Annotated in this window: 19 protein-coding genes and 1 tRNA gene; 6 read left to right on the top strand and 14 right to left on the bottom strand. The window is 60.9% G+C overall.

Features of this window, described 5'->3' with window-relative positions:
* Positions 1-750, top strand: a 750-nt coding sequence (rhuM, locus tag FEF26_RS12250) for a RhuM family protein (RefSeq protein WP_138253830.1), incomplete at its 5' end; no start/stop codon positions are given.
* Here rhuM and FEF26_RS12255 read toward each other — a convergent pair.
* Positions 744-1,511: a VOC family protein gene (locus tag FEF26_RS12255; protein WP_138253831.1), complete on the bottom strand. Its 768-nt coding sequence runs from the start codon at positions 1,509-1,511 to the stop codon at positions 744-746. The two genes, rhuM and FEF26_RS12255, sit on opposite strands and share 7 nt — an antisense overlap.
* On the bottom strand, positions 1,508-1,687 hold the full coding sequence (locus tag FEF26_RS12260; protein WP_138253832.1) for a ribbon-helix-helix domain-containing protein: 180 nt from the start codon (positions 1,685-1,687) through the stop codon (positions 1,508-1,510). The genes FEF26_RS12255 and FEF26_RS12260 overlap by 4 nt, the downstream gene beginning before the upstream one ends.
* 150 nt (positions 1,688-1,837) lie before the next feature.
* Between FEF26_RS12260 and FEF26_RS12265 the strand changes: the two genes are divergently transcribed.
* Positions 1,838-2,491 carry an NADPH-dependent F420 reductase gene (locus FEF26_RS12265; RefSeq protein WP_138253833.1) on the top strand — a complete coding sequence of 218 codons (654 nt, stop codon included), beginning with the start codon at positions 1,838-1,840 and terminating at the stop codon, positions 2,489-2,491.
* Here the strand turns inward: FEF26_RS12265 and FEF26_RS12270 are convergent.
* The 9 genes from FEF26_RS12270 to FEF26_RS12310 form a co-directional block, all read right to left on the bottom strand.
* Positions 2,488-3,399, bottom strand: a complete 912-nt coding sequence (locus FEF26_RS12270; protein WP_243730569.1) for a 3-methyladenine DNA glycosylase — start codon at positions 3,397-3,399, stop codon at positions 2,488-2,490. The genes FEF26_RS12265 and FEF26_RS12270 overlap by 4 nt on opposite strands.
* A gap of 189 nt (positions 3,400-3,588) precedes the next feature.
* Entirely contained in the window at positions 3,589-4,872 is a 1,284-nt protein-coding gene (locus tag FEF26_RS12275) for an aspartate kinase (RefSeq protein ID WP_138253834.1), read from the bottom strand.
* 85 nt (positions 4,873-4,957) lie between these two features.
* Positions 4,958-5,791: an ectoine/hydroxyectoine ABC transporter ATP-binding protein EhuA gene (gene ehuA / locus FEF26_RS12280; RefSeq protein WP_138253835.1), complete on the bottom strand. Its 834-nt coding sequence runs from the start codon at positions 5,789-5,791 to the stop codon at positions 4,958-4,960.
* A complete protein-coding gene (gene ehuD, locus FEF26_RS12285; RefSeq protein ID WP_138253859.1) occupies positions 5,775-6,452 on the bottom strand; it encodes an ectoine/hydroxyectoine ABC transporter permease subunit EhuD in 678 nt (225 codons plus the stop codon). Before ehuD ends, ehuA begins: the two co-directional genes overlap by 17 nt.
* A 41-nt stretch (positions 6,453-6,493) precedes the next feature.
* A complete protein-coding gene (locus FEF26_RS12290; protein ID WP_138253836.1) occupies positions 6,494-7,348 on the bottom strand; it encodes an amino acid ABC transporter permease in 855 nt (284 codons plus the stop codon).
* Positions 7,349-7,435: 87 nt separating this feature from the next.
* Positions 7,436-8,395, bottom strand: a complete 960-nt coding sequence (locus FEF26_RS12295) for a transporter substrate-binding domain-containing protein (protein WP_138253837.1) — start codon at positions 8,393-8,395, stop codon at positions 7,436-7,438.
* A gap of 358 nt (positions 8,396-8,753) precedes the next feature.
* Entirely contained in the window at positions 8,754-9,350 is a 597-nt protein-coding gene (gene recR / locus FEF26_RS12300) for a recombination mediator RecR (protein ID WP_138253838.1), read from the bottom strand.
* An 11-nt stretch (positions 9,351-9,361) separates the two neighbouring features.
* Positions 9,362-11,815, bottom strand: a complete 2,454-nt coding sequence (locus FEF26_RS12305; protein ID WP_138253839.1) for a DNA polymerase III subunit gamma and tau — start codon at positions 11,813-11,815, stop codon at positions 9,362-9,364.
* A 47-nt stretch (positions 11,816-11,862) separates the two neighbouring features.
* Positions 11,863-13,329 carry a protein adenylyltransferase SelO gene (locus FEF26_RS12310; RefSeq protein WP_138253840.1) on the bottom strand — a complete coding sequence of 489 codons (1,467 nt, stop codon included), beginning with the start codon at positions 13,327-13,329 and terminating at the stop codon, positions 11,863-11,865.
* A gap of 272 nt (positions 13,330-13,601) precedes the next feature.
* Between FEF26_RS12310 and FEF26_RS12315 the strand changes: the two genes are divergently transcribed.
* Genes FEF26_RS12315 through FEF26_RS12330 form a run of 4 tightly spaced genes read left to right on the top strand, consistent with a single transcriptional unit; the run spans position 13,602 to position 15,388 of the window.
* Positions 13,602-14,204, top strand: coding sequence for a GAF domain-containing protein (locus FEF26_RS12315; RefSeq protein WP_138253841.1), 603 nt, complete (start codon positions 13,602-13,604; stop codon positions 14,202-14,204).
* On the top strand, positions 14,159-14,473 hold the full coding sequence (locus FEF26_RS16400; RefSeq protein ID WP_424991742.1) for an ANTAR domain-containing protein: 315 nt from the start codon (positions 14,159-14,161) through the stop codon (positions 14,471-14,473). Before FEF26_RS12315 ends, FEF26_RS16400 begins: the two co-directional genes overlap by 46 nt.
* A complete protein-coding gene (locus FEF26_RS12325) occupies positions 14,430-14,981 on the top strand; it encodes an HAD-IA family hydrolase (RefSeq protein WP_243730570.1) in 552 nt (183 codons plus the stop codon). Before FEF26_RS16400 ends, FEF26_RS12325 begins: the two co-directional genes overlap by 44 nt.
* Before the next feature lie 35 nt (positions 14,982-15,016).
* The gene (locus FEF26_RS12330) at positions 15,017-15,388 is read left to right on the top strand and encodes a SpoIIAA family protein (RefSeq protein WP_138253842.1); all 372 of its coding nucleotides are present in this window, start codon (positions 15,017-15,019) and stop codon (positions 15,386-15,388) included.
* A gap of 368 nt (positions 15,389-15,756) precedes the next feature.
* Here the strand turns inward: FEF26_RS12330 and FEF26_RS12335 are convergent, their stop codons facing one another.
* The 3 genes from FEF26_RS12335 to FEF26_RS12345 form a co-directional block, all read right to left on the bottom strand.
* Complete coding sequence (locus FEF26_RS12335; protein ID WP_138253843.1) at positions 15,757-16,524, bottom strand: SDR family oxidoreductase; 768 nt, start codon at positions 16,522-16,524, stop codon at positions 15,757-15,759.
* Positions 16,525-16,570: 46 nt separating this feature from the next.
* Positions 16,571-17,551 carry an alpha/beta fold hydrolase gene (locus FEF26_RS12340; RefSeq protein WP_243730571.1) on the bottom strand — a complete coding sequence of 327 codons (981 nt, stop codon included), beginning with the start codon at positions 17,549-17,551 and terminating at the stop codon, positions 16,571-16,573.
* A 149-nt stretch (positions 17,552-17,700) separates the two neighbouring features.
* Positions 17,701-17,792, bottom strand: a tRNA-Ser gene (locus FEF26_RS12345).
* Positions 17,793-17,841: the final 49 nt, after the last annotated feature.

The raw sequence follows: 17,841 nt of genomic DNA on the forward strand, positions 1-17,841 counted from the left end.
AAATCTGTACCCATTGAAGAAACCGCGGCCCGCATAACGCGTGGACCTACTCCCGGGGGCAACCCAACCGTCTGGCTGACGCAGCAGCAGATTGCGGAGCTGTTCAATACCACGCAGCAAAACATCAGTATGCATGTTCAGCACATTGTGGATGAGGGGGAACTCCCGGCGGAGGCAACTCACAAGGATTTCTTGTTAGTTCGGAGGGAAGGTGCTCGCGAGGTATCGAGACGTGTCACCCACTACAACTTGGACATGATCCTTTCGGTTGGATACCGGGTCAAGTCTGGCACTGCGACACGCTTCCGGATCTGGGCGACAGAACGGCTCACCGACTACGTGGTGAAGGGTGCCGCGATCAACGAGCGTCGACTCAAAGAACTTGGTTCGGTAGTGAAAATTCTGGAACGGTCTGCAGACTCAGTTGTCCAGGGCCTAGCGCACATAGTCACTCAATATTTGCCGAGCCTACAACTCCTCCAGCAGTACGACGACGGGGCTCTCCTTGCTCCCGAAGGTTCCGTTCCCAAGTGGCAGCTGACCTATCACGAAGCACGCCAAATCATTGATGAGCTGGCGGTACAGTTCCCGCAGAACACTTTGTTCGGGCATGAGCGGAACGATGGCCTCAAGGGGGTGGTGGAGGCGATTTACCAAGGATTCGCTGGTCAAGATCTCTACCCCACTGCCGAAGCGAAGGCCGCCAACCTGCTGTATCTCATCATCAAGGATCAGGCAGCCGTTCACTGATCCAATCGGCGGTATCCGTAGAGGTCGTGCATGGTCTCGTTGACCCAGAGTTCCGTGCCGTCCGGTTGGATGATGCGCAGAGACCGGCCGTAAGCTTCGTCGATAATGGTGGCTTTCACCCCACGCTCCTCAAGCTGGGCCAGATAAGCGTCGATGTCTCCGGTCTCGCCAAACACCTCAATCGCCGGTTGCAGCGCTGCCTCATGCGTCGCCTGCCGCAGTTCCCCATCGTGGAAAGCGAAGATGCCGTTAGCGACTAGGTCCGTCCACCCTCCGTTCTGACTGGCTATGCGGGGTGTCAACCCATGGGTCTCCAACACCTGGGTGCCAGTGGGGATGCCTTCCGCCGGTCCGAAGAGCAGGGCACCTAGAGCCAGGTGGTCCGGATGAACCTCATTGTTGCCCTCTGCCGCGGGTAGTTCACAGACATGTACGCGGCCCTGCGGCAAGTCGAGTGCGATGGCCTCCCGGTAGCCCAGCTCGGTCCGCAGATACGCAGTGCCTGTCGCATCCAACGCCTCGGCGTAAGCGTCGAGACTGGGGATCGCGAACTCGACGAGTTTGACACCGTCGAGCTGTGAACCGGCCGGCACCTCTTCCAGCAGCACCATGCCTGAGTCGGCTGCCAGCAGGTCCAAGAAGCGACCATCCGATGCGGCTGGTTCCAGTCCTAGCTGCCGGTAGAACCTCTCCCAGGACTCAAAGTCGGAGGTGAAGTGGATGGGCTGGACGGTCAAGGATGGATGGGCGGACGTGGTCACTGCTCTGGCTCCTTCTCTGTAGTAGCGGGTGCGGCGTCGTTCTTCTCCAGGTAGTCACCCAGAATCCGCTCGACAAAAGAGGACAGTGAGGTGCCCTCATCGATACAGCGATGTTTGACGGCGCGCACTAGCTCCGGGGGGAGATACACATTGAACTGCGTCTTTTTCTCTGCCATGCAAGGATGCTAGCAAACTAAACCACACTTCCAAATACGGCGCTACTGGTGATAGCGGCCACAATTGGTGATTTTGGGAAGAGGTGGAGTGCCCAAGGTGTTGCAAACATTGATACTTCAAATTTGAAACATATACCGGAGGGGCACCTCATGACACAGCAGCTGAGCATCGGCATTCTGGGCGCCGGGAGAGTCGGCACGGCGGTGGGTCGGCAAGCGATTCGAGCCGGACATACCGTGCGCATCGCGACAGGGAAGCCAGCAAGTGAAATCCAACTGCTGACGGAGGTGATTGTTCCCGGCGCCCAGGCCGTAGACAAAGAGGGCCTGCGTGGTTCCGACATCATCATCGTGGCCGTGCCCCTTCACAAGTACCGCAGTATTGACACAGATGTCCTACAGGGCCATGTGGTCATCGACACCATGAACTACTGGGCTCCGGTAGACGGTGTGATGGAGGAGTTCGAGTCTGGTGCCTCCACATCTGAAGTGACCGCTGACTTCTTCGGTGATGTACGACTGGTGAAGACCCTCAACCACATCGGCTATGGCGAGCTGGAGGTGGAGTCCCAGCCCTCGGGAGCCCCTGGCCGGCGGGCGTTGGCCGTGGCCGCTGATGACGACGACGCCAAGCAGGTCGTTGCCGCGTTCATCGACTCATTGGGCTACGACGCCGTCGACGCAGGCCCGCTCGCCGCCGGCCAAGCTCTGGAGAACGGGACCGATATTTTCAACGGTCGGCACGACGCCGAGCAGATGAGGTCCCTGTTGGATCAGTGCCACCGCGTTCTGTCCAACGCTTAGGCAGGAGGGGCAGCGGGTAGGCGTTCCAGCACGTTGAGCAGTCGGCGCCGCAGTGCCTGTGATTCCTCGGAGAAGCCTCGTTGCGCTCGCGTGTACTCCGCTCGGCCTGCTGGCTCTTCGATGCGTACTGGGTCATATCCCCAGTCCTGCAGATCGTATGGAGAGGCGCGCATATCCAGTTCACGAATCCGCCACGCAAGGTCGAAGCAGTCCAGAAGCAGGTCGCTGCTGACAGCGGGGATGAGCTTGTAGGCCCACTTGTAGAGGTCCATATTGGCATGCAGGCAGCCGGGCTGCTCCATGGTGACCTGATTATCGCGCCGGGGCTGGAGTGTGTTCAGCGGTTCGGCTGAGGGGGTGTAGAACCGGAAGGCGTCAAAGTGGGTGCAGGTGATCTTGAGGGATTCGACGACCTCATCGGTGCCCCTGGCTCCCAAGCGCAATGGCACGTGGTCATGGCGCTGCCCGTGTAACTGGGAGCGGTAGACCATCGCCCACTCGTGCAGTCCGAAACACCCGAGTTGGGCTGGCTGCTCGGAGGTTGTGCTCAGCAGCCGACGAGCGAAGTCAATGATGGAGGACCGCTCGGTGCTGAATGAGTCCACGTCTACTGTCAGCCCACCGGCCTCTGTGCCGTCTTCAACGTGTTCGTAGAACCGCCAGTTGGCCTGGGCAGTGTCACCTGCGGCTTGCAGGACTGTGCCGATCCCAGGGTGCCAGCGTGCTAGTTGTCCCGGTTTGAAGGAGTAGTAGGTGAAGAGGAAATCCTCTACAGGGTGCTTCCTACCAGCCTGACGCCGGTCTAAGAAGCCTTGGGTGTACTGGCTGACCGCGTGATGGTGGCGGATTGCATGGTTGTGCTGCTCTTCCTGTGTCAGGAACGTCAAGCGCGGTGAGGTAGTGGGCATGGCGTGCTCAGGATACCGGGGGAGCGCCCAATGCGTCTCAGGAAACATCCAGTGGCCCGCGCGAAACCGATCTATAGCTGAACTGGGGCTGAAAGTTCGCTAAACTAGAGGTGTCATCTCGCACCTTAAAACTCAGGGCGGCAGGCCTCCGCATTGGAAGCCTGCCGCCCTGAGTCGTTGGAAGCGCTATCAGCGTCCCGTGCCGGCGTAGACCTTCGCTTCTTCGTCGGAGTCCAGATCGAAAGCCGTGTGGATGGCCTGGACGGCCTTGCTCAGCATCTCTACCTCTGTGATTACGGAGACCCGGATCTCTGAGGTGGAGATCAGGCCAATGTTGATTCCGGCATCCCGCAGGGCAGTGAAGAAGCGTGCGGAAACTCCGGGATGGTTGCGCATACCGCCGCCTACCAAGGACACTTTTCCGACCTGTGGGACAAAGTCCAGGTTCTGGAACCCGATGAGATCCTTGTGCTCCAGCAGGATGCGCTGAGCTTTGTCGCCGTCGGCACCTGGCAGGGTGAAGGAGATATTGGTGGTCTTCGTCTCCATGGAGACGTCTTGGACGATCATGTCGATGTTGATGCCGGCCTCGGCAATGTGATTGAAGATCTCGGCGGCCTTGCCGGGCACGTCGGGCACCCCGGTGATCGTCAGCTTGCCTTCAGTGTCGTCGTGGGAGACACCGGAGATGATGGGCTGTTCCAAGGGTTCGCCTTCCTTAATGATGACTTTGTCTGACTCGTCTGGGATGACCCAGGTGCCTTCCTTATCGGAAAAGGAGGACCGTACGTGGAGCTTCACGCCGAAACGGCGCGCGTACTCCACACTGCGCAGGTGCAGGACTTTGGTTCCGGCGGCAGCCATCTCCAGCATGTCTTCGCTGGAGATTGTGTCAATCTTCCGGGCTGTGGGGACTACCCGCGGATCTGCGGTGAAGACACCATCAACGTCGGTGTAGATCTCACAGGCATCGGCTTCCAATGCGGCAGCTAGGGCTACTGCAGTGGTGTCGGAGCCGCCGCGTCCCATAGTGGTGATGTCCTTGGATTCACGGCTCATTCCCTGGAATCCGGCGACGATGCCCACATGGCCGGTGTCGACCGCTTCTTGGACGCGCAGTGGCGAGACCTCGATGATCCGAGCCTTGCCATGGATGGCGTCGGTGATCATGCCCGCCTGTGAGCCAGTGAATGATTGTGCTGTTTCTCCGAGCTCGTGGATGGCCATGGCGAGCAGGGCCATGGACATACGCTCACCTGAGGAGAGCAGAATGTCCATTTCACGCAGTGGCGGAGTGGTGGAGATGGCACCTGCGAGGTCTAGAAGGTCATCTGTGGTGTCACCCATGGCTGAGACAACGACGACGACCTGGTTGCCGGCGTTCTTGGTCTCGACTATTCGCCGAGCGACACGCTTGATGGATTCGGCGTCCTGCACGGAGGATCCGCCATATTTTTGGACTATCAGACTCATAGAGGTATTTGCTCACTCCCGGTGAGGTTGGTTGGTGGGCTGGCCACCAGTTTATGTGGTCAAGTGTGGCAGGTTGCGGCGTCGTTCAGTGCCCAAGCACCGCGGAGAGGAACTTCCGGGTGCGTTCCTGTTCAGGGTTGGTGAAGATTTTGTCTGGGTGGCCCTCTTCCACCACGTGGCCGCCGTCGAACATCATCACCTTATGGCTGACATCCCTGGCGAAGCCCATCTCATGGGTGACGATGAGCATGGTCACGTTGGTGGTGTCAGCGACTTGGCGCAGGATGTTGAGGACATCGTCGACTACTTCGGGGTCGAGCGCTGAGGTGACCTCATCCAGGAGAAGGATCTCAGGGTCCATCGCCAGTGCGCGTGCAATCGCCACGCGCTGCTGCTGCCCTCCGGAGAGGCTGCTGGGGTGGGCGTCAGCTTTGTCCGGTAGGCCCACCTGTTCCAGGAGGGAGTGCGCTTTGGCAATCGCGTCCTTCTGGGACTGGCCCAGCACATGGATGGGGGCTTCAATGATGTTCTGCAACACGGTCATGTTGGGGAAGAGGTTGAACTGCTGGAAGACCATCCCGATCCGCGTGCGCAGCTTTTTCTGGTCCTTTTTGGACACCGGGACCCGTTTGCCGTCCCGGTTCTCATGGGTCAGGGGTTGGCCATCGATGTAGATGTACCCGCCGGTGAGCTCCTCGAGGGTCATCACCAGCCGCAAGATCGTGGTCTTGCCTGACCCGGAGGGGCCGATCAGTGTCACTCGTTCTCCCTGAGCGACTTCGAAGTTGAGGTCTTTGAGGACGATGTTGTCGCCGAAGCGCTTTTCGACGTCGACAAACTTGATCACTGGGTTATCGGATGCTGAGAACGACGCCGCCTCGGCGGGTTGGGTGCTGGCAGCGTCAGTGGGCGTAGGCAAGGCGCTTCTCCAATCGGTTGATGAGAACAGCGGTGGGGTAGCTGGCTACGAGGAACAGTAGTCCGGCGATCGTGTACACCTCGGTGGACCGGAAGGCGGGTGCACCTATTTCACCGGCGACGGTGACCATCTCGGCCACGCCGATGACCAGCAGGAACGGAGTGTCTTTGAACATGGAGATGGCGTAGTTGCCCAGCGAAGGCACGGTGGAGCGCAGGGCCTGTGGGATGACGACTTTGCGCCAGGTGCGTCCGGCTGACATGGAGAGCGCTGTGGTGGCCTCCCACTGGCCTTTGGGCACCGATTCGATGCCCGCCCGGTAGACCTCAGACATATAGGTCGCGTAGTGGACGCCGAAGACGATGATCCCAATGGTCAGAGCGTCCATCCAGACGAACGCCCAGAAGACGAAGATCAGCTGTACCACGATAGGGGTCATTCGGATGAAGTTGGCGAGCCAACGAACACACCATGCCAGGGGTCTAGGGAGGACCATGATGAGAATGGCGATGATCAGCCCTAGAACAGCGGCCACCAGCGTTCCGATAACCGTCACGAGGATTGTGACCTCGAGGAAAGCCATAAAGATGTCGGGGAATGCATCGAAGGCGAAGTCCCAGTCCCAGAACGGGCTCTGCCGGACTTCTTCCTCATCGACCATCGAGGGATCGTCGATCTCAGCAGCGTGAATTGTGCTGGTGATCACCGGACACCTCCTGCCGGCGTGCTGTTCGATGGGCCGCCGGGGCCGGCCATATTCTTGGGTTCAGCGCTTCGCGCCGTAGCTGGGGCCTCAGTAGGAATGGCTTTGGGGGCGGGGGAGAGGATCTCGCGCAACGAGGGCCCTCGTCCGAGTTTGTGCTTCGCGCGGGCTTCCAGTGCCTGCATAAACAGGGTCAGAATCAGGGCGAGGATGAAGTAGACCACCAGACCAACGAATGCGTGAGAGAACCAGATGTCCGTTGGTCGTCGCAGCTGATTGAGCTCGGCCGTGAAGTCACTGACGAACGGCATGATGTAGGCAATCGCGCTGCCCTTGAGTAAGTGAATCCAGAGGTTGGACAGTGACGGCAGCATCAGGGCCCATGCCTGGGGAAAGATCACTCGACGCATCTTGTGCGGCCAGGACATCGATAATGCGGTGGTGGCCTCCCACTGTCCGGAGGCCACTGTGGTGAGCGATGCGCGCACGGCCTCGGCCCCATAGGCGCCGTAGTTCAGCCCGAGTGCGATCACGCCAAGCAGAAAAGTGTTGTAGACCAGATCCCGGAAGGGGAGGTCTGGGTTGCGCATCCAGATCTGCGGGAGCACGAACATCAGCCAGAAGAGCAGAACCACCAGCGAGATCCCGCGGAAAAATTCGATCAGGATTCGGGCCGGAATTCTCAGCCAACCATTCGGGCTGCCGGCAAGGAGCCCCAGCGTGATGGCGATCACGAAGGCGAGGATACCTCCGAATAGGGTCAGCTGGACGGTCGTCCACAGCCCGGCGAGCAGTCGGTCGGACCAATTGATCGCGACTTCGAAGTACCTCGGCCAGTCTTCGAAGAACTCCATAGGTTTTCCCCTCAGTCAGCGGTGTGGTGACAGAGGTTGCGGCCGGTGCCCGTAGGCGCCGGCCGCAACCAATGGGCGACTCAACTATCAGTCGTCAAGGTACTGCTCAGTCAGTTCTTCCGGGTCTTCTTCACAGAGTTCCTGGGCGGTCAGGCCGCTAGGCGGCATCTCATCTTCGGTGAAACCGAATTCACTCACGAGGTCCAGGTACTCCCCGGAGTCCATCAGCTCTGCCAGGTGCTCATTGAACTCGTCCACCAAGTCCTGCTCGTCAAGGCGGAATGCGTGAGCTCCCACGGAGAGTTCGTGGGCGAAGGAATCGGTGACCTCTAGGCCGTCAATGTCGCCAGCCATAGCCTCGAGCGAGATTGCCGTCAGGGCGAAGACATCTGCGCGTCCACCCTCAACGAAGTCAACGCCGTCGGCGGCACTGTCCACCGTGTCGTGGTCCACGCCAACGTCGTTCATCCAACCGGACTCAACTGCGCCGCTGAGTGCGACGACGTCTAGGTCGGCGTCAAGAAGATCTTCGAAGGTCTCAACGCCGGCAGGGTTTCCTTCCTCCACGAGGAAGGCTGTGGTGTAGACCAGTTCAGGTTCGCCGAAAGCAGCCTCAGCGCAACGGTCTGAGTTGATCGACATCCCAGCTGAGACCACGTCCCAGTGCCCGGCACCCAGCCCGGGAATGAGGTTGTCCCAGTTGGGCTCTTCCTCGATCTGGACGTCATAACCCATACGCTCGCCGAAGATCTCCTCAGCGACTGCGATCGTGGCTCCGGTAGGTTCACCTGTTTCTTCATCGATCCAGGAGTATGGCTCTTCGCCGAAGAGGGAGATGGTCAGTGCCTCACCGCCGCCACCGGCGTCCGCATCATCCTCTGCTCCATTGTCTTCACCGGCGTCGGCATCGCCGTTCTCTTCGGCTGCACCATTGGCGTCATCCGGCTCTTCGCCGTTCTCGTCACCATTGTCGCCGCATGCGGTCAGAACCAGCAGCGCGGCAGCGGAGAGTGCTCCGGCGCGCATCGTGGAAGTCTTGAAGCTCATCTGTTGGTACCTCTGTTTCCTCGTGTCGTGTGTGCGAGAGGGTGCCCTCGACAACCATACGGTTGTAGACAATCCTACGACTGCATCCAGGCAACATCTACCCCTACGCTAAGGATTTACCAAGGTTTTACAAAACGAATGGGAGCCAGTGGGCACGCATTTCGGGGCGTGGCGAGTTTTCTGAATTGGCTTCTGCAATTCCAGCTATGGCTCTAGATCCGCGTGAACGTTAGCCAGCGCGCCCGGGGAAAATCCGCAGGAAAATAGAATCGGATAGTGTAGATCACAAGTCGGTAACCATTCAGCGTCGCGCAGCATTTGGTGCTGAGAGTGGCATGTTGTCGCTGACAATCAGAGGTCAGCCGACTGAGGTGCGTCCCTCGAAGGCCCGACCAAGAGTGACGTCATCGGCATACTCGAGGTCTCCACCGACGGGTAGACCAGACGCCAATCTGGTGATGCGGATACCTAGGGACCCAAGCATCCTCACCAGATAGGTAGCTGTGGCCTCACCTTCGAGATTAGGGTCGGTGGCGATGATGACTTCCTGAATGGTCTCATCGGAGAGACGGTTCAGCAGTTGCCGTATGTGCAGTTGGTCAGGCCCTACTCCAGCGATGGGGTTAATCGCCCCACCGAGCACGTGGTAACGGCCGCGGAAGCTGCGCGTTCGTTCGATGGCCATGACGTCTTTGGATTCTTCGACGACACACAGCAGTGAATCATCGCGCTTAGTGTCCTGGCAGATCCGGCAACGCGACTCTTCGGAGACGTTGAAGCAGACTTCGCAGAACTGGACCTTGTCTTTGACGGTGCGGATGGCCTCCGCCAATCGCCGCATATCGTCAGAATCTGCCTCCAGGATGTGAAAAGCCACCCTCTGAGCCGATTTTGGACCGATTCCGGGGAGACGACCGAGCTCGTCGATCAGGTCTTGGACTGCGCCTTCATACACAATCGCCTAGTCTACGGCTCATCGAGCCGGCCCTCTTCAATGAGCACCCCGTCGAGGATCCTCTCGATTGCTTTGCGCCCGAACACTCCTGAATGTTCCAGCTCTGCGTCGTCTTCACTGGCGACCTCTTCAAGATCCGCCGACGGTGGTTGGACCTCGGCCCAGTCTGGAGGGGGCGAAGTGTCATAGAGATCTTCTGGACGTTCTGCGGTAGGAGTCCACGATCCCCCCGATTGGCGGGATGCAAGCCTGTTGCGGATTTCGGCCCCGGTGCCGTTGGGCGCTGCCGCTGATGCTGGGCTTGCCCCATTGCTGCTGCCCTGAGGTCCGGAGCGTGGCGCCTGAGCCCGGTTTGCTCGCCTTGCGAAGGCAGGGACGACCGGCTTCTCTGGGACACGTCGGGAAGAAGGTGCATCCTGCTGAGGAGCCTCTGTTTGTCCCTGCGCGGAGTTGGGGGAGAGAGAGCCGTAGCCCGATTCCGGCGGCGGCAGGTCCGGTGGCTCTTCAAGGGGTGGCACCCACCCGTCATCAGGCGGTGTTGGTGTGAAGTCGGCTTCAGCCTCGTGCACCGCTGGGCGCGGTCGACGCGAACTGCTTTCGGGTGCGGTGTGCGAAGGCGCTGGAGGTTCACGTGTCGCCTTGGCGGACTCCGCGGATTCGGGTGACGCTTCGGGAGGCTCTGCGGTTGTGGGTGCGGGTTCGGGTGTTGCCTTGGCCGGAGCTGAAGCTTCAGTCCGGCCCTCAGCTTTTGGGGGAGCGCCACCGCCGGGTGGGTGGGTCCGGCCCTGCGGCTGTGCCGGCTGTCCACCGAGAGTGAAGCGAACGTTGATACCCACGACTTCCTGGACGGCGTCAGTGAGGGCCTGCTCCCCGCCACGGTTGGTGAAGGTGTTCCGCGCCCCATCATTGCTGAAGGACAGCGCCAAGGTCTTTCCGTCGAACCCGGTGACCTGCACGTTTCCCTTGACCAGCATCCACAGCACACGGGAGCGCGACTTCATAGCTTCAACGACGTCAGGCCAGGCCTGCTGCATACGTTCGGTGTGTTCGGAGGCCGCGGGGGCCGAAGGCTCGGAGGTTGGCTGGTCTCGACGAGCAAGCTCAGGGTTTGCTGCAGGTGCGCGGGGCTCTGGCTGACTCTGAGCAGTAGGCGCGCTGCTGGGCGCAGCCGCCTGATGTTGAGGTGCTTCTGCCGATCTTGGCTTGGGCTGCTGGGTCTCAGGTGTGGTGGGCGGCGTCGTTGTTTCTGCCGGCTGTGCGCCTGCGGGTGCCTCCCCAGGCGGCGTTGTGCCAGCGCCAGTGGTGAAGTCCATGCGGCGTTCCAAACGTTCCAGCCGGGCGGCGATGCTGGCCTGGCCGGATTCCGCGTGTGGCAGGAGCAGACGTGCCATGAGCAGCTCTAGGTGCAGTCTGGGGCTGGTGGCGCCGACCATTTCAGTCAGGGCCGTGGCGGTGATGTCCGCTGCCCTGGTGAGTTCTGCTGCTCCGATATGGCCGACCTGATTCTGCATAATGCGGATCTGGTCTTCTGGAACTCCGCGGAGGATGGCCTGGGGTGATTCGGGGACAGATTTCACGATGATCAGGTCCCGTAGCCGTTCCAACAGGTCCTCAACGAAGCGGCGTGGATCTTGTCCTGACTGTACGACTCGGTCTACCACTTGGAACGCCTGTGCTCCGTCGAGGGCGGAGACGGCGTCCACTACCTGATCCAGCAGAGCGGCGTGGGTGAACCCCAGCAGTGCGACAGCCCTGTCATAGTCCAAACCTCGGGATTCGGCACCGGCTATGAGCTGGTCGAGCACGCTGAGAGTGTCACGGACGGATCCGCCACCGGCCCGCAGCACCAGTTGCAGCACCCCGGGGGCAACGTCCACGTTTTCGGCGATGCAGAGCCGCTCCAGGTATTCCAAGAGAGGTTCGGGCGGAACGAGCCGGAAGGGGTAGTGGTGCGTCCGCGAACGGATGGTGCCGATGACCTTGTCAGGCTCGGTGGTGGCGAAGATGAATTTGATGTGCTCAGGCGGCTCTTCCACGATCTTCAGGAGCGCATTGAAGCCGGCGGCTGTGACCATATGAGCCTCATCGATGATGAAGATCTTGTAGCGGTCACGGACGGGTGCGAACGTGGCGCGTTCGCGCAGGTCGCGGGCGTCGTCAACACCGCCGTGGGAGGCGGCGTCAATCTCAATGACATCAAGCGAACCGGGGCCTCCGGAGGCCAGGTCTCGGCAGGATTCACACTCTCCGCAGGGCTGGCCGGTAGGACCTTCAGCACAGTTCAGGCAGCGTGCCAGAATTCGCGCGGAAGTGGTCTTACCGCAGCCGCGAGGGCCGGAGAACAGATACGCGTGTGAGACCGCATCTTTGCCGAGGGCGGTGACCAGCGGAGCTGTGACATGCTCCTGCCCGATGACGTCGGTGAAGGTATCAGGACGGTAACGGCGGTACAGGGCGGTGCTCACGAACTAGACCTTACCGTGTGGCTCAGACCCGACGCGACGGCTGGCTCTCACGTCCCGCAGTAGGTCCGGTAGGGACCATAGCTCACTGGCGCGGCAGATGCATATTGTGCGAAGCCTTCGCGCTCGTGGAAGGGTTCCGTCACGGCCTCCAGAAGCCGGTAGAAGGGTGCGATGTCGCCCTCTGTGGCCGCCTGGAGGGCTTCCTCCACGAGGTGGTTTCGCGGAATGTAGGCGGGGTTTGCCCGGCCCATCTGCTCCGCGCTCGGTCCTAGGCTGCGCCAGCCATCTAGCCAGGCGTCAAATGCCTCCGGACTTCCGGACTTCGTCCGCACCGGCTCAGCGTCACCGCGGGCAGCGTGGTTCAGTGCCCGGAAGAAGGAAGTGTAGTCGACCGAATGCTCCTGCAGCAGCGTCAGCAGATCATTGATCACCGGTGAACTGACCTCGTCGTCTAGGTCCTGGGGCAGCCCGAGCTTGTTCTTCATGCCGCGTAACCAGGCTTTGCCGTACTCGGGGCGGAAGGCGCCTAGGGCCTCCTGTGCCAGGGTGACAGCCTGCTCGACGTCGTCGTCGAACAGCGGAAGCATAGTCTCGGCAAAACGGGCGAGGTTCCATTCGGCGATCGCGGGCTGATTCCGGTAAGCGTAGCGGCCGCCCTGATCAATGGAGCTGTAGACCGCAGCGGGGTCGAAGGTGTCCATGAACGCGCAGGGACCGTAGTCGATGGTCTCGCCGGAGATGGCCATGTTGTCAGTGTTCATCACCCCGTGCACGAAGCCGATAAGCATCCACTGAGCGACCACCTGGGCCTGAGCAGAAACCATCGATGCGAACAGTGCCAGATGCGGGTTCTCAGCAGTCGCAGCCTCCGGATAGTGCCGGGCGATAGCATGATCGGCCAGTCGGCGGATCAGCTCGTTGCCACCAGCGGCGTGGGCGTACTGGAAACTGCCTACGCGCAGGTGACTCGTGGCCATCCGGGTAAGCACCGCACCTGGTAACGGCTTTTCGCGCTGCACAGATTGCCCGGTGGCAAGGACCGCGAGAGATCGAGACGTAGGAATGCCGAGGGCGTGCATGGCCTCGCTGATGACGTATTCGCGCAGCATCGGGCCGAGTGCAGCTTGGCCGTCGGCGCCGCCGCGGGCAAAGGGTGTCCGTCCGGATCCTTTGAGGTGTATATCGCGCAGCTGGCCTTCGGCGTCGGTGTGTTCGCCCAACAGCAGCGCGCGGCCGTCGCCCAGGCGCGGGGAGTATGAGCCGAATTGGTGGCCTGAGTACCCCTGAGCTACCGGCGTCGCGCCGGGGGGCAGCCGGTTGCCGAGCAACAGGCGGACGCCATCGGGGCTCTTCAAGTGCGCGGGGTCCATCCCCAGGTGACGAGCCAGCGTTTTGTTGAGCACGACCAGCCGGGGGGCGGTGGCCTCTTCGGCCGACCACGGGATCGACAGCTCCGGAAACTCCTGCGCGAAGCGGTGACTGAGTGAAATATCAGGTGGTGCTGGGGCGCTCATCGTGGCGAGACCTCGCTTCCTTCCGCTAGCCCAAAGGGGTGCCGGTGCGGCAGGAACTCGCTTCTCCGCAACGGAGCTCTCCCGCCGTTTTCCCTCACCGGGTTGGCGGTGATCCGAAGGGCAGAACGAGGAGCGCGCCAGCTTCGTGCCACCTCGCACAGTCCCGCCCTGGTTGTCCCTCGAGAAAACGAATGAACTCATCTGTGTATTCCGCAGACACTGGGAGGAGGGTGTGTGCCTCCCTGACAGGACAAACGTTACGCTCCACGTCCATGCGCCATCCGCCCGCCATCAGCGGCAGATCCCCTGCCGTGGTGACGCTGAGCACCCGAGTCTGGGCTGGCAAATCCTGTTCGAGGATTGTTCGGGAAGAGTTGGGCGTTGCCTGCAACTGGTGCGCAGCGGGGGCATCAGGGGTCGAACTCGAAATCTGCAGGCTCTCCCAGTGGTTCCAAGACCCTCAGCACATCGCCCAGGACTCGACCGGCCCCCTTTTCCCCCGGAGTGGGGTAGCCGACTGTGGCTTTGATGAGGGGCCCTGCCTCAGTGAGCAGAGAACCAATACGGTGATCCGGGACCCCGACGTCCGCTACGAGAAACGCTGGCCCCGGTACATGGACAATGTCCGCCAACATGGGCTGCGCAGCATCTTCGCCGTACCCGTGGAACTCCACGACACCGCCAGTGCAGCTATGAACTTCTACACAGTCGAACCCGGGGAATTCGTAGAGGACGACGCCGTCTCAGCACAGCGCTACGCAGATGTTGCCTCCACCGTCCTGGGGATAGCGGTGCCGATCCCCTCTCTTGCCGAGACCGCCGGACAGCGATGGAATCGCGGACCACAATCGACTTGGCTGCGGGCATCATCATAGGGCAGAACCGGTGCAGCCAAGAAGAAGCGATCGCCATCCTGAAGAAAGCGTCCAATCACCGCAATCTCACAAACCGCATGTCACCGAGAACAAAGGAGTTCCGCATGACTGGCCGCGTGGGTGCAGTTGCTTTCAACGTCCTGGAGACACTGCTTGATCTCAATCCAATCGGGGAGCGGCTCGAGAAGGTCGGACAGCCCGCCGACGTGTTGGGGCCCTATCTTTATGCGGGTCCAGCGCGACGCGATGGCGCTGACCCTTGCCGGTGACTCCGCGGACTTCAACGCAACGGCGCGCCAGTCACTGAGCACCGAGACGAAGTATGCGATGTCTGACGAGGACATCGACTACGTCTTGCAAGGCTTCGGCGAAGTTCCGGCATTCGCAGATGCCGCTCCTGCGCTGCGGAAACTTAGTGAAGCCGGGATCACTGTGGGTTGCCTGACCGTCGGGGAGCCGGAGAAAACGCGCTCGTTCCTGAGCAGAGCGGGCTTGGCGCGCTATGTTGACCACGTAGTGACTTCAGCTGACGTAGGTGTGTGGAAACCTGCTCCGGAGGTGTACCACCACACCGCGAAAGCTCTGAACTGTGAGCTCGACCGTATGGCCCTAGTCGCAGTCCACGCTTGGGACTGCCACGGCGCTAAGCGAGCGGGCGCCCTCGCCGGATGGTGCTCACGCCTCGAGGGCCGACCCGGAGATGTCTTCCGGCCCGCCGACGTGCAGGGGAACGACCTGGTTGAAGTCGTCGAAGGGCTGTTGGCACTCAAGGTGTGAAGAGGTGCCCTACACGTTTGGGAAGGAGCGCAGTGATGATCGAAATCATTCAGTCACCAGATCACGTCCTCGCAGTTCGAGTGAGCGGAAAAGTCAACAAGGAGGAGTGGGAGACAGTCACATCAGCAGTAGAGGACGCACTGCGCCGTCACGACCAGCTCGCCCTCTATGCCAACTTCATCGACCTGGACACCATGACTGCCGGCGCGGTACTAGAAGACATCAAATTCTCGCTAACGAACATCGCAAATTTCAACCAGTTCACCAGGTTGGCCGTAGTCACGGATGCGAGTTGGATTGAGAAAATGACCCTGCTGGGCGAGAAAGTCCTTCCTGACGCGGAGACCAGAGTCTTCGCACACGGAGAAGAAGTCGCAGCGCTCCAGTGGGCAGAAGAAGGTACTTAGGGCAAACCCCGCCTGACCGGAAACGGTGTTTTCATCAGAGAGCTCGATGCGCCCGGTTTTGACGCCCATCTCGCTGAGGACGTGGACCTGGCTGAAGCCGGCGAAACACTCGCCCGGTCAGCGCAGACGCACCACGGAGTCCCCGAGATCGAAGTAGACGCCACTACGAGCCTGAGAGCATTCCGCGGCGGAGGTCGCCGTGGCGAGGACAGCCCGTGGTTGCTGCATTCACCGCACGTAGGTCGACCACCCCAGCGTTGTCATTTGTGCATACGAGGAAGAGCTTGCCAGTGCCGCCCAGACCGACCTTGTGTGGCCGGTGTTACCCGTAAGCGCGACGGCGGCATGAGGGGCCGGGAAAACGTAGCCTACGGCAATTCGAGTAGCCACCGTTCCAACGTGAGGTCGTCAGCGATGCCCTGTTCCGGGATTAGCCCTCCACGGGCTATCGACAGTCCAAAGTAGGGCATCTGGATCATGACGCGCGGGCGCCGCCCAGCGATCTCGCCCCTCTCTGCCAAGATTTTTTGGCAGTCTCGCAGGGCCGTGGACTGCTCTGGCCCACGGATGGTGAGGGTACGCTCCTGAGAATCTTCGCGCCCCTTCTCAATCTCGTCAGCGATGATTCCGGCCGCGCGGCCTGCAGCTAGTGCTGCAATGGCCATGGTGGGCAGCACCGTCAAGGGCCCTATAGTTGTCTGCCTCGCGAGGTTCTCCATGAGTTCGAACCACTGGGTCGAGCGCACCAGGGTGGTGGGCACAGCTGATTGCCGGTATGTCTGTTCCTGGGCCGCTTTTCCCCGATAGTAACCAAACCACCGATGCACCTTCGGGTCTGCCGCACCGGCGATCGAGACACACACCACCCGGCTCACGCCAGCCCTTTCAGCCCCAGCCGAGACATTGCGTGCTGTGCCTACGAAGAACTCGCGAGCCTTCTTCCTCCCCATAGCCTCAGTATTGAGGCAATCGACCACAATGTTGGCTCCCTTAAACGCTTTTAGGAGGCTGCTGGCATCGTGGGCGTCGACCCCAGTGCCGCGACTGGCCCGCACAACGTCATGACCACGCGCTTCAAGTTCATCTGCGATACGCGAACCGATAGTGCCTGTGGCACCGAGAACCGTGATGTGCATACGACTCAGCCTAGACCCGGACCGCGGACCGGGGACAGTGATCTCGTCAGGGCGTTCCGCTCGCCAGCCGCGAGGCTAGTTCGTCGTTGGCGTGCAGCCACGCCTCCACCATGGACCGTCCGCCATGTCCTTGTGCTTCGTCAACAACGAGTCGACTGCGGGCCCAACGCCTGTGTGCCTGCCACGCGGTGACTAACGGTGCGCTGACGTCAAGGCGTCCATGGATCAGGACGCCAGGGATATCACGGAGTCGATCCATCCGCTCCAGAAGCGCCGGGTCACAAAATCCGTCATGAGCCCAATAGTGAGTCGTCAGCGTGACGAAGTGATGACGGTAATCCTCGTCGTTCCATCGTGAATCACGCCGTGAGCCACTCGACCCGAGAGAAATGTGAGCGTCCTCCCAGCGTGCCCATGCCAAAGACGCCGCATCGCGGAGGTCCCAGTCGGGATGCCGCATGAGCTGCCGGTACGCCTCCACAAGCCGTGTGGTTCCGCGCCGGTAACCGATACCCGCCTGCTCGGCATGGCCGGCAAACAGGTCCCACTCCTCGGGGTAGATAGCCCCCACGCCTTCGGTGATCCAGTCGATTTCAGCGCGTGAAGTGGTGGTGACCGCCATGGCGACTATGCCGAGGATTCGGGCCGGATGAGACTGGGCATATGCCATCGCAAGGGTAGATCCCCACGAGACGCCGTTGAGCACCCACTTGTCGATTCCACAATGTGTCCGGAGCTCCTCAAGATCAGCAATGAGTCGAGACGTGGTGTTGGCTTCCAGATTGTGCTGTGGATCGGCTGCGAGTGGGACCGACCTTCCGCACCCTCGCTGGTCAAGACCGATGATGCGAAAACGGTCGGGATCTGCCTTGGTGACGTATCCACGCGTTCCTAAGCCGGCTCCTGGCCCGCCGTGCAGATACAGGAGCGGTATGCCGTCTGGTGAGCCGGACTCCTCCCAGTAAATGCCTTGCCCGTCACTCATAGAGAGTAACCCGGAGACCTTCGGAGGCGTCTTCTCATACACCCCATCATGCTAGTGGGTGAACCGAGCTGGATATGCACGACGTTGTTCGGTGGCCCGCTAAGGCCCGCGCGGTATCGCGGAGGCAGGATCATGGGCAAAAAAGTGACCCCGCCTGGGGGCATATGCCCTTGTCAGACGGGGTCAATGTGTGGCGGAGGCGGGGGGATTTGAACCCCCGATCCCCGGTTAAGGGGATCCTTCATTAGCAGTGAAGTCCGTTCGGCCGCTCCGGCACGCCTCCTGGGCGCGTCAGGTGCGAAGTTCGCTCATGACGCGACTCCCTAGGTTAG

The sequence above is a fragment of the Nesterenkonia salmonea genome, from assembly GCF_005771525.1.
Classification (GTDB): Bacteria; Actinomycetota; Actinomycetes; order Actinomycetales; family Micrococcaceae; genus Nesterenkonia; species Nesterenkonia salmonea.